We start from the raw sequence: 12,790 nt of genomic DNA, 5'->3' as shown, positions 1-12,790 counted from the left end.
TATTATATATAAAAATAGTGGCAAGTTTTAAATATAGACTTTAGCATACTTAAGCTTTATTCTATATTTTTCCTCTTACCACTAATAATATTTTAAATATTAACTATCTATTCAGCAAAAGTAATACCAATTTTCTTAGCAACTTGCACTAATTCTCCATCAATATTAACATTTTTAGTTTTTTGACCAATTACATTTTCTAAACTATCACTACTTATTGTATTGCCTTTTAAACAAACCATTTCTCCAAACTTACCCTCTATCATAAGTTCAACTGCTGCAACTCCGTATCTTGTTGATAGTATTCTATCATATGTTGAAGTATTTCCCCCTCTTTGTATATGGCCTAATACTGTACATCTAACTTCATGATCCTTAATAACCTTTTCTAAATCACTTGCAAGCTTATTACCTATTCCCCCCAATCTTATAGGATCTGGACTATCAGCAACAATTTTTGCTACCACAACTTCTCCATCTTTAGGTCTTGCCCCTTCTGATACAACTATAATAGTAAAGTTTTTACCTTGTTCTTCTCTCTCTTTTACCTTTTCAGCAATCTTATTAATATCGTATGGAATTTCTGGTAAAAGAATAATATCTGCTGATCCTGCTATACCCGCTTCTAAAGCTATCCATCCAGCATTTCTTCCCATTACTTCACACAACATAATTCTATGATGTGATTCTGCAGTTGTATGAAGTCTATCTAAAGCTTCTGTTACAACATCGATTGCAGTATTAAATCCAAATGTTACATCGGTTGATGCTAAATCATTATCTATAGTTTTAGGAACCCCTATTACCTTAACACCTTTTCTAGCAAAATCTCTTGCAGATGTTAATGTACCATCTCCCCCTATCACAACTAATACATCAACCCCTTCTTTTTTTAAATTTTCTACTGCAACGTCAGAAACGTCTTTTTTTACTACCTCACCATTTTCTTCAACAAGATAATCAAATAAATTATCTTTATTGGAACTATAAAGGATAGTACCTCCTCTATGTAATATTCCAGATACTGAATCTAATGTTAAATTAATAAAATCATTATTATATAAACCTCTATATCCAAATTTGTATCCAATTACTTCGATTCCATAGTTTAAGATTGCTGTTCTTGTTACTGCTCTTATTACTGCATTTAAACCCGGACAATCCCCACCACCTGTTAATAAAGCTATTTTTTTAATTTTTTGTTCCATTTGAAAACTCCTCCCTACCCATTATCTAATAATTTTTCAGCATTTTCCCCAGTTAAATTTCTTATTATTACATTCTTATTCATAAAATTCTGAATATTTATTCTTATATTATAATACCATAAATTCAAATATCTTGAAAGTGTTTTTTGCCTCTTACTTTTGAACTATAATATAAAAAGGCAGATTTAAGAAATCTACCTTTTATATTACTATTTATTAATTTTTACTAATATACCAACTTTAAATTATCAATGTTAATAGCTGTGCTTTCATCATTAACATATTTATCATATACCTTTTTAATTTCCTCATAATTACTTGTAATCAACTCTTTTAAATCTTCATCCAAATCACTTGGCATATCATTATATGCAGATTCTATATTAGAGTATCCTCTCCATATATCTTTCTCTACCATTATATAGTAACAAGCAGCATTATTAAGTGATAAAACATCTTTTTCATTTAATAAATATGCTTTTCTTATACTTTCGATTGCTTTATCATAATCTTTATTGTTAAAATATAAAGTTCCCAAAGTTCTATAATATTTATAGTTATTTTCATCTACTGATATTGCTTTCTTTAAATTTGTAATAGCTTCATCAGTATTTTCCATAGCTAAATCAATAAAAGCTAAATTATAATATAATACATCTTCATCTTTGTTTAATGATAACGCAAAATTTAAAGCTTTTTTAGCCTTATCGTAATTTTTTAAATCATTTTCGTATATTTTTCCTATACTTGTAATTAAATTATAATTAAATGGTTCATTATATATAGCTGTTCTAAAATATCCTTCAACTTTGTCTGGATTTTCTGTTGCAATTAATATTTTAGTAATTAAAATACCAAATGTATTTGTATATTTTGGATTAGCTACAATTGCTTCATTACAAGCTTCTAACGCTTTATCATATTGACCTTTATTATAATAACTCCAAGCTTCTACATAATTATATACATATGAATCTTTATCTAAAGTATCAACATCTATATTAGTATTAATTTCATCAATTATAACTTTTGATAAGTCCTTATTTGATTCATCTAACTTATTAATTCCTTCTAACCAAACTTGATATGCTTCTTCCTTTGGATTTTCCTCTGATAATTTATTTATTTCATCTAATAATGTACTTTTATCAAATTCACAAGTTTCCATTATTACATCAAAAGATTTAATTTCGTTTTTATCTAAATTATAAGACTTCTTTAAATTATCTAATCCATCATCATAATTTCCTAACATAATTTGCATTTTAGCTAAAATGGCTAAATCATAAGCACTTTCATCATCTACAGAATATGAAGCAACAACATCTTCTGCTGATTCAGCATCTCCATTGGCTAGATACACAGCAAACATGGTTTTTAACAATGGTTTATATTTACTATATGTAGTTAAGTAATATTCCCCTAAACTTTCAGCTTGATCTAACTCATTATTTATATAGAAAGTAAATACAACTTTATTGATTAATTCTTGATCTTGTTCTATGTATTTATCTCCATTTTCTAACATTACCTTATCTCTTTTTACTACAGCTTCTCTTAATAAATTATCTGCTTGTGCCATATCACCTTTTACAGAGTATACTTCTGCAGCTTTAACAGTCCATATTGGCCAAACATCATCATTTTGCATTAACATATACTCATTAATAGCCTCATCAAACTTACCATCATAATAATATTGTTCAGCTTTATTATTACTTATTGTTACTGTTTCATCTCCCATTATAAACTGTATTGAAATTAAAACTACAAATGCAAAAACTATTGAAAAAACTAAAGTTGCTATTGATCCTATATATTTATTTTCTTTATTTACTTCTTTTTTTTCCTTTAAGGAGTGGTTTTTATTTTTTTCCATAAAGCCTCCATATTGGTTTAATATTTTATTATTTGTTATAATCTTATCAAAAATAACAAGATTTTTCAATTATTTCTTAAAAAACAAAAAAATATTGTATAACTATGACTATAAAATAATAAATTAAGAGTAAAAGCTATGAAATTAAACTTTTAACTCTTAATTATATTTCTTCCTTTTTTAATTGTATACATCATCTTTTTTTATGAGCTTATTTTCAATAACTGCTACTATTTCATACATTATAAAAGCTATAACTGACAAAATAACTATGCTCATCATTACCATATCTAATTGTGCGATTTGTCCACCATATATAATTAAGAAACCAAGCCCTTCTCTAGCAACTAAAAACTCTCCCATAATTACTCCTACCCAAGACAACCCCACATTTATCTTTAAAGCTGATATTATAACAGGAACACATGCTGGGAAAATTAAATATCTTAATGTTTGCCATTTACTTGCTCTGAATGTTTTCATTAATAATATTTTACCATTATCAACTTCTTTAAAACCTGTCAAAACACTTATTATAGTTGTAACTATTGAAATTAATAAAGCAATAGCTATAATAGCTGAAGTTCCATTTCCAACCCAAAATATAATTATAGGTGCCAATGCAACCTTTGGAAGTGCATTTAATACTACCAAATATGGATCTAATACTTTAGATGCTGTTTCTGATGACCATAGCAAAATAGCAATTATGACCCCAAGAACTGTTCCTAAAACAAATCCTAATATAGTTTCATAACAAGTTACCCAAATGTGCCTCGCTAACGTTCCTTCATTTACAAATTCAATCAGAGATTTAACAATTCTACTAGGACTTGATGTTAAAAATGGATCTATCCATTTTAGTTGCGCTGCAATTTCCCATAATGCAATAAATATAACTAAAATAGATATTCTAAGAATAGTAATTTTAATTTTCCTTTTCTTAATGTTTTTTAAATATAATTCATGTTCCTTATTCATTTGCATTCTCTATTTCCCCCCATAGCTTTTTAAAGTAATCATTATATTCTTTCTCTTTTCTTTTATCAAATGGAGTTAAATAATCTCTTTCAAACGAAATTTTCACATCATCTTTAATAGTTGCAGGTCTAGTACTTAAGACTATTACTCTTTTAGACATTGTTATAGCTTCACCTAAATCATGAGTAACCATTATTGCAGTTTTACCCTCTTTTTTTATTATCTCAGCTACATCATCTGTAACCTTTAATCTACTTTGGTAATCTAATGCCGAGAAAGGTTCATCTAATAATAATACCTCTGGTTTTAATGCTAGTGTTCTTATAAGAGCCACTCTTTGTCTCATTCCTCCTGATAATTCAGTTGGTTTATGATTTGCAAACTTTTCTAATCCATAATTTTTTAATAATTCACATGCAAATTCTCTATTTTCCTTTGTATATATTTTCTTTATCTTCAACCCTAATATTATATTTTCTCTTACTGTTAACCATGGAAATAAAAAATCCTTTTGGAACATATAACCCATTTTATCTAAGTTATTCTTAACTTCTGGATCATTATATTTAATTTCACCTGAAGAAGGTTGTAAAAGTCCACTAATTATATTTAATAATGTAGATTTTCCACATCCTGAGGGGCCAATTATACTTATAAATTCTCCATTATCAACTGTAAAACTTATATCTTTTAAAGCCTCTGTTACTCCATCACTTTTATGATAATTCATATTTACATCTTTTATCTCTAAGAGACTCACTATTTCCACCACCCTTTTGGTTAGATAGGAGTTAATAATTAGGAGTTATTCTTTAGTCCCTTTAACACTAATTATTAACTCAATACTACTATTTCCTAACTATTTTATAGCTTCATTTGCAAAATCATTGTTTACAATAGTATCAAAATCTGGCCTTGTTTGTATTAAACTTGAATCATAACCTTGTATTATATCCATTAACCTATTTAATCCATCCTCACTAACAACAGGAGTTTCTGAATATGCATCGATACTCTTATAATTATCAATAACTTGTGCTATTACCTTTTCATCAGTTCCTGGGAAATATGAAACTATTGATTCTGCAATTTCATCACTTGTATGTTCCTTAACCCATTGTTGTCCTTTATATATAGCATTAGTAAACTTTTGTAATACTTCTGGATTTTTATCCATATATGATTTTGTTGTATAGAAACATGTATATGCTATATTACCTGCAGATTCTCCAACAGAAGCTACAATATTTCCACCACCATCATTTTGAAGCATTGTTGCTGTAGGTTCAAATAATGCCACGTAATCTCCAGTACCTGATTTAAAAGCTCCTGAAGTAGCAGTAAAATCAATATTTGTTACCATATTAACATCAGTTGATGGATCTAATCCATTTTGTTTTAATACATATTCTAATGCCATTTCTGGTATTCCACCTGGTCTTCCACCAATTAATTCTTTTCCTTTTAATGATGTCCAATCAAAGTTTTCTTCAGCTTCTCTTCCAACTAAAAATGATCCATCTTTTTGAGTAAGTTGTCCAAATACTACTGGATAATCTTCTCTACCTTGATTATAGATATAAACAGCTTGCTCTGGACCTGAAAAACCAATATCAACATTTCCACTTAATAATTGTTGCATTGTTTTATCAGCACCCTGTCCAGTTGTTAAGTCAATTTCTAGACCTTCTTCTTCAAAAAAGCCCTCAGTAATTGCTACATACATAGGTGCATAAAAAACAGATCTAACAACTTCATTTAATCTTACAGTTTGTAATTCCATATCACTTTTATCCTTAGTTGATGTTTTTTGACAACCCACAAAACTAGCTCCTATAATAGCTATTATCCCTATAATAGCAGCAAATTTTTTTAATATTTTACTCATTCCTACTCCTTTTTAGCCCAACTATTTATATTATTATGATTTATATTATGATTTATAGTTGATTTTTGTTAATTAATGTAGTTTTTAATTGATAGGAAATTTATAAGTATTTACTATTTTTTTTTTTAGTGTTAAAGTATTTTTGTATTAAAAAAAAGGAGGTCCTATTAATGAAATTTTTCAGAGAATCTATTTTACTTCTTTCTATATATTTTGTAAGTGAAATAATTTCGAAACTACTTAATTTGCCTGTACCTGGAAGCATAATAGGAATGATTTTATTATTTGTTTTACTAACATCAAATATTGTTAAAGTTGAAAAAGTTGAAAATTTAGCTAACTTTTTTCTAGATCACTTAGCATTTTTCTTTATTCCAGCCTCGGTAGGACTTATGACATCTTTTACATCTCTTAAAGGGAGTATTTTCAAAATAATACTTCTTTGCATATTAACTACTATAATCGTTATTGCTGCTACCGGCATCACTATTGAATTTATATGCAATAGAAAATCTACAAAAGAAGTTAAAAAAGATAAAATTAATCAAAAGGAGGCTTAATTAAATGGATATATTCGTAAATAATATGTTTTTTGGAATATTTATTTCTTTAATTGCTTTTGAAATAGGTCTGTTTATTTATAAAAAAACAAAATTTCCACTTTTAAATCCACTTTTAATAGCATCAATAATTATAATTGCATTTTTAAAAATATTTAATATAGATTTTGATACGTACAATAAAGGTGGTCAATTTATTAATATTTTCTTAGGTCCAGCAACAATAGTACTAGCTGTACCATTATATAAAAATTTATCTCTACTCAAAAAAAATTTCCTTCCTATTTTTGCAGGAATTTTCGTTGGAAGTTTAGTTAGTGTATTGTCTGTTATTTCTATTTCTATTTTCTTAAGATTAGATAACAGTTTGACTATTTCCCTACTATCAAAAAGCGTTACTACTCCTATAGGTATAGAAATTACTAATAGTTTAGGTGGAGTTTCCTCTATAACGGTTCTTGCTATTGTTCTTTCTGGAATAATCGGCGCTGTAGTTGGCCCTACCGTATTTAAAATTTTAAGAATTAATCATCCAATTGCTAGGGGTGTTTCTCTTGGAACAGCTTCTCATGCTGTTGGAACAAGTAAGGCTCTAGAAATAGGCGAAACTGAAGGTGCCATGAGTTCATTATCAATTGGAGTTGCAGGAATAATTACTGTATTTTTAGCTCCTATTTGCTACTCTATTCTATCCACTTTTATGTAGAAAAAACCATAAGATATAGTATATATACTTACATATCTTATGGCTTTTTTATTTTCAAATATTATATTTAATTTATAAACTCCATTTTCCAGTTATAATATCCACTTTTCTCATCTTTTTCATATCTTAAATATGCAGAGAAAAAAGTACCTTTTTTACTTTTTAAATTCCTAAATCCTACTTTTCCATTTTTAAGTAATAGTGCAACCATTTCCTTAGTTACCTTTTTACCCATGGCCTCTATAAACTTATCATTCTTCCAAATAGTAAACTTGCATCCATTTTTCCAGTTAGTACATCCAAAACCTTTTTCACCTTCAATTATTGCATTACCACATACAGGACATTTTCCTACTTCTTCTGCACCTTCTGGCTTTTCAACCTTAAACTTTGAAAGCATAGAAGTATCATTTTTTATCTTTTCAACAGAACTTTTAGTGAAATCAAATATCAAATTTAGAAAATCCTCTTTTTTAAATTTACCTTTTTCTATATCTGATAGTGTTTTTTCTAGTTTACCTGTATATTCTAAATCTAAAAGTTCTTTTGCTGGAAATATTTCTACTATAGTTCTACCTAACTCCGTAGTTGTCAAGCTTTTTCCTTTAGTTTTTATGTATCCAATATCCTTAAGCTTCTTTATAGTTTCTGCTCTAGTTGCAGGGGTTCCTATACTGAATCCACTTAAAATTGCTTGCATCATTTCATCTGAATTGCTTTCATCATCTGAATTTTCATCTTTTTCTTCCTTAAAAGATTTTCCGCAAGTTTCCATAACTCTTAAAAGTGTTTTTTCTGTATGATACTTAGGTGGCTTTTTAGTTACCTTATTTACTTTACTATCCACAATATCTAAATACTCACCTTTTTCAACTAAAGGAAGAATAGTATCCTTTGTCTCTATTTTTTCAACAACTCTCCAACCTTTAACTATTTCAACTTTACCTTTTGAAATAAATTCACCTTTTAATGACTCATCATTAACTTTTAGAGTTATTTTAGTTTCTTCAAATTCTGCTACAGGCATAAATTGCATAATAAATCTATTTTTAATAGCATTATAAACATATTGTTCCTCTGTAGTTAATCCTTTAGGAATAACATAAGTAGGAGTTATTGCACTATGGCTTTCTACCTTTGAATTATCGAATACTCTTTTTGATTGTATAAACTTAATTTGATTTTCATAAGGTAATCCCTTTTTATGTGTTTCTAACACTTTTCTTGCTTTATCAACTAAACTTTCTTCCAAAACACTACTTGCTGTTCTAGGATAAGTTATAAGTTTCTTTTCATATAATCCTTGAGCAACTTTAAGCACTTTATCTGAAGTCCATCCTTTATATTTGCTAGTAATATAACCTTGTAAATTAGAAAGGTTAAAAAGACTTTGCGGATACTCCCTTTTCTTTTCTATTTCCTTATCTACAACTACTGCTTGTTTTTCTTTTAATATCTTACTTAAATTATCTAGATAATCTTTTTTTTCAAACTTTTCAGAAGAATTTTCATAATAAAGACTTTCAAACTCTATGTTATCTTTAGATTTTAAACTAATTAATAATTTATAGTAAGAAGATTCTTTAAAATTTTCAATTTCCTTATCTCTATCATATATAATTTTTAATGTTGGAAGTAATACTCTTCCAATATTGATAGTCTTTTTTTCACTAGCTCCGTAACGTAAAGTTGCGACTGAAGTTAAATTAATTCCTATTGTCCAATCAGCTAATTGTCTTCCAATTCCTGCATCTTGAAGTGGTTTCATTTCACTATTTAGCTTTAAATTAGACATTCCTTTTTTAACTTCATCTTCTGTCCATTCATTAAGTAAAAGTCTATATATAGGTTTCTTTATATCATAATGAATAAATAGTTCATCTGATATTACTTGCCCTTCTCTATCATAGTCTGTAGCAGAGATAACTCCATCAACATCATCTCTATCTATTAATCCTTTTATTATATTAATTTGCTTTTCAGCACCTTTGTCCGTAACAGTTCTATTTAAGTTATCACATTTAATCTTATATTTAAAACCTTCAGGAATGAATGGAAACTTCTCCATCCTCCACCCCTTCATATTTTCATCATAATCCTTTGCATCATATAATTGAAGTAAATGTCCAAAAGCCCATGTAACTAAATAATCTTCGCCCTCATAATAACCATCTCTTCTTGTCTTTATCTTAAATGCGTCTGCAATATTCTTAGCTACTGATGGTTTTTCTGCTATAATTACTTTTTTCAAAATACTCTTCTCCTTAAATCTGTATTAATACATTACCAGATTTATATTTTATCCTATTTATTTTCATAATTCAAATTTAATTCTTACATCTCATTAAACATCCAAATATAAAATGTTAAATATGAGGCAAAAGCTACCCATCCTATATAAGGTATCATCAATATACCTGCTATTGTATCAACTTTCAAGAACTTTATTGTAGTAATTATAATTAAAGTCAATAAAATTATTATCAAGATAAAAGAAATTCCATATAATCTTAAATTGAAAAATATTATAGGCCATAAAAAATTTATCAATAGCTGTATTAAATAATAAAAGTATCCGTTATAATCATTTTTTTCATCCTTATTATTCATATATATTCTATATGCTGCAATACCTATTAATGTATACAATACAATCCATACTATTTGAAAAATACCATTAGGAGGCGTCAAGAAACTCTTTTTCAATGTATCATAAACATTTATTGAGTTTCTTGTAATAAATCCTACTAATAAACCTCCACCAACAGACATTAAAATATTCTTTAATAACCCCTTAAAATTAAACTTATTATTTACACAAAATATTTCCTTAATAATATTTTGTCTTTTGCCTTTAGGGGCTTTTTGTACTTTTACTTTCTTTTTCATTACCATCACCTCTTATTATTACTAATTAAGTATATGTTTCATAATAAGAAATAATGTTTACCTATATTAACTGTTTATATATTGCTTAACTTTAACATTAATCCATTCTATTAAATCTTGAATTACCTCATCTTTATTTTTTTCATTTAACATTTCATGTCTTCCATTTTTATATAATTTATATTCTAAATCTAATATTCCTAATTCTTTATAATCATTATACAATCTAATTATACCCTTTCCAAAATTCCCTACAGGATCTTTATCACCTGCAAAAATAAATATTGGTAAGTTCGTAGGTATCTTTCTTAAATTTTCTTTTCTATTTATTTTCCATAATCCTCTAATTAAGTCATAATAAAATGATGTTGTACAAATAAATCCACACATATTGCTTTCTATATACTTGTCCACTTCCTCTTCTACTGAGCATAACCAATCATAATCTGTTCTATTAGGTTTAAAATTAGAGTTAAAGTCCCCAAATGATAATTTATCCATCAATTTACTTTTTGCTTTTCTTCCCCTTAACATAATCTCAATTTTCGAAATTAAAATTCCAAGCTTAGTAATTTTATCTGGCCTCCCATTAGTTCCTGATAAAATTACTCCATGGATTTTATCTCCATATAATTCTATATATCTTTGAGCAACAAATGAACCCATACTATGGGCAAACATTATTATGGGTACATTAGGATTTTCTTCTTTTATTATATCTGTTAACTCTTTCACATCCTCAACTAAAATATCAAATCCTTCATTATCAGCAATATATCCTCTTTCTTCATCCTCTCTAGATGTTTCTCCATGTCCTCTTTGATCATGAGCATAAACAGTATAACCCTTTTCACAAAGCTTCTCTGCAAAATAATCATATCTTAAAGCATATTCCGTCATACCATGAACAAGTTGTACTACTCCTTTTATCTCTTGTGTTGTAGTCCATTTGTAACACTTAATTTCTTTTCCATTTTTATCTATAAAACAAAATCTTTCCAAAACTATTTTCCTCTTTTCAGTTTTTTGATTATATTATTAAACTGCATTTTAGTAATGTCAATTATAAATCTATATTTTTAATTATTTTTTTACAATTTAACTTTTTTATTAAAAATTTTTAATTTAGCTCAAATATAATACAAAGATAGATTTGTTAAAGCGTAACTTTGTGTTATACTATTTTAGTATTGATATGTCATTTAAAGCCGATATGTTAAAAATTAAAATGAATAATTTCACTATAATTTAATATTTGCTACTAAATGTTTATATTTCAATATTATTGTTAATAATGTAAATAAATTATTGTAGGTGGTGAAGGAAATTAGTATTAAGTCAATTCTAAGTATATTAGCAACAAAATTCACATTATTTCTTACTAAAACCATTTTAAAAGGTGGAACTACTTTCCCTGGAAGAGTAGCTTTAAAGCTAGATAACAATATCTTATCTAAAGTTTCTAAGGGATATAAAGTAGTTTTAGTTACAGGAACTAATGGTAAAACTACTACTACAAGCATGATTTATAACATCATTAAAGAAAAAGGATATTCTGTTATAACTAACAATACAGGTGCAAATCTTTACCCTGGTATAGTTACTACATTTGTAGAAAACTATAAATTTTTCAACAAAGATGAAAATAAATATGCAATTATTGAAGTAGATGAAGCAAATTTAAAATATATTACAAAATATATTACTCCTGAAATAATAACAGTTACTAATCTTTTCAGAGATCAGCTTGACAGATACGGGGAAGTATATACTACATTAACTAAAATTTTAGAAGGTATAACTCTTGTTCCTGAAAGTAAGCTTGTTCTTAATGGAGACGAGTCTCTTCTTGGAAAATTAGATGTTAAAAATGAATTAATTTTCTATGGATTTAAAACTCCAATAAATGAAAATAAAACTATAGACGTAAATGCAGATTCAAAGTTCTGTAAATTCTGTAAAACTCCTTATAGCTATAATTTCGTTACATATAACCACTTAGGTGACTACTACTGTACAGGCTGTGGATATACTCATCCATCAATAAAATATGGTGTAGATGAAATTCTAGAACTAACAGCTGAAAGTTCAACTGTAAAATTCGGAGATACTGAAATTTATCTTGGACAATCCGGTGTTTATAATATTTATAATGCCCTTTGTGCTTACTCTATTACAAAGGAACTTAACATTGATGATAATACAATAAAAAAATCTTTAGAAAGTCAAAGTTCTAGTTTCGGAAGACAAGAAATAATAAACATTGATGATAAAGAAGTTAAAATTATACTTGTTAAAAATCCTGCTGGATATAATCAGGCATTAGACACTTTATGTCTTAACAAAGATTCTTTCTCATGTGCCTTTCTACTTAATGATAATTATGCAGATGGTAGAGATGTATCTTGGATTTGGGATGTTAATTTTGAAAATTTAAAAGATGCTGATTTAGATGAAGTATATGTATCTGGGCTTAGAGCTTTTGATATGGCAGTAAGACTTAAAACTGCTGGTATACCACCTTCAAAGCTCATCATTGAAGAAGATTATGAAAATCTAACATCTAAAATTAGGGCTGGTAAAAATAAAAAGTTATATATTCTAGCTACTTATACTGCAATGATAAACTATAGAAAATATTTACACTCTAAAGGATATATTAAAAACCTTTGGTAATAT

The 12,790-nt window shown here is 27.3% G+C and carries 11 protein-coding genes; 3 read left to right on the top strand and 8 right to left on the bottom strand.

Features of this window, described 5'->3' with window-relative positions:
- Positions 1 to 107: 107 nt before the first annotated feature.
- From Q0Y03_RS00510 to Q0Y03_RS00490, 5 genes are all read right to left on the bottom strand, one after another.
- Positions 108 to 1,208 carry a 6-phosphofructokinase gene (locus Q0Y03_RS00510; RefSeq protein ID WP_297711905.1) on the bottom strand — a complete coding sequence of 367 codons (1,101 nt, stop codon included), beginning with the start codon at positions 1,206 to 1,208 and terminating at the stop codon, positions 108 to 110.
- A 226-nt stretch (positions 1,209 to 1,434) separates the two neighbouring features.
- Positions 1,435 to 3,087, bottom strand: a complete 1,653-nt coding sequence (locus Q0Y03_RS00505; RefSeq protein WP_297711903.1) for a tetratricopeptide repeat protein — start codon at positions 3,085 to 3,087, stop codon at positions 1,435 to 1,437.
- 180 nt (positions 3,088 to 3,267) lie between these two features.
- Positions 3,268 to 4,068 (bottom strand): ABC transporter permease, encoded by an 801-nt coding sequence (locus Q0Y03_RS00500; protein ID WP_297712024.1) that lies wholly within the window; start codon positions 4,066 to 4,068, stop codon positions 3,268 to 3,270.
- Positions 4,061 to 4,828, bottom strand: a complete 768-nt coding sequence (locus Q0Y03_RS00495; protein ID WP_297711902.1) for an ABC transporter ATP-binding protein — start codon at positions 4,826 to 4,828, stop codon at positions 4,061 to 4,063. The genes Q0Y03_RS00500 and Q0Y03_RS00495 overlap by 8 nt, the downstream gene beginning before the upstream one ends.
- Before the next feature lie 99 nt (positions 4,829 to 4,927).
- On the bottom strand, positions 4,928 to 5,956 hold the full coding sequence (locus Q0Y03_RS00490) for an ABC transporter substrate-binding protein (RefSeq protein WP_297711901.1): 1,029 nt from the start codon (positions 5,954 to 5,956) through the stop codon (positions 4,928 to 4,930).
- A gap of 170 nt (positions 5,957 to 6,126) precedes the next feature.
- Here Q0Y03_RS00490 and Q0Y03_RS00485 point away from each other — a divergent pair, with 170 nt between their 5' ends.
- Positions 6,127 to 6,516: a CidA/LrgA family protein gene (locus tag Q0Y03_RS00485; RefSeq protein WP_297711900.1), complete on the top strand. Its 390-nt coding sequence runs from the start codon at positions 6,127 to 6,129 to the stop codon at positions 6,514 to 6,516.
- 4 nt (positions 6,517 to 6,520) lie between these two features.
- Positions 6,521 to 7,222, top strand: coding sequence for an LrgB family protein (locus tag Q0Y03_RS00480; RefSeq protein WP_297711899.1), 702 nt, complete (start codon positions 6,521 to 6,523; stop codon positions 7,220 to 7,222).
- A gap of 67 nt (positions 7,223 to 7,289) precedes the next feature.
- Here Q0Y03_RS00480 and Q0Y03_RS00475 read toward each other — a convergent pair whose 3' ends face one another.
- From Q0Y03_RS00475 to Q0Y03_RS00465, 3 genes are all read right to left on the bottom strand, one after another.
- Positions 7,290 to 9,473, bottom strand: a complete 2,184-nt coding sequence (locus Q0Y03_RS00475; RefSeq protein WP_297711898.1) for a type IA DNA topoisomerase — start codon at positions 9,471 to 9,473, stop codon at positions 7,290 to 7,292.
- 83 nt (positions 9,474 to 9,556) lie between these two features.
- The gene (locus tag Q0Y03_RS00470) at positions 9,557 to 10,111 is read right to left on the bottom strand and encodes a TspO/MBR family protein (RefSeq protein WP_297711897.1); all 555 of its coding nucleotides are present in this window, start codon (positions 10,109 to 10,111) and stop codon (positions 9,557 to 9,559) included.
- A gap of 66 nt (positions 10,112 to 10,177) precedes the next feature.
- Complete coding sequence (locus tag Q0Y03_RS00465) at positions 10,178 to 11,113, bottom strand: alpha/beta hydrolase (protein WP_297711896.1); 936 nt, start codon at positions 11,111 to 11,113, stop codon at positions 10,178 to 10,180.
- Positions 11,114 to 11,428: 315 nt separating this feature from the next.
- On the opposite strand from Q0Y03_RS00465, the gene Q0Y03_RS00460 reads away from it, so the two are divergent.
- Positions 11,429 to 12,787 (top strand): Mur ligase family protein, encoded by a 1,359-nt coding sequence (locus Q0Y03_RS00460; protein ID WP_297711895.1) that lies wholly within the window; start codon positions 11,429 to 11,431, stop codon positions 12,785 to 12,787.
- Positions 12,788 to 12,790: the final 3 nt, after the last annotated feature.

Origin of the sequence: Clostridium sp., assembly GCF_026168755.1 — a bacterium.
Classification (GTDB): Bacteria; Bacillota; Clostridia; order Clostridiales; family Clostridiaceae; genus Clostridium.
The sequence above is the reverse complement of the archived record's forward strand: the minus strand, read 5'-3'. Positions and strand labels throughout refer to the sequence as shown.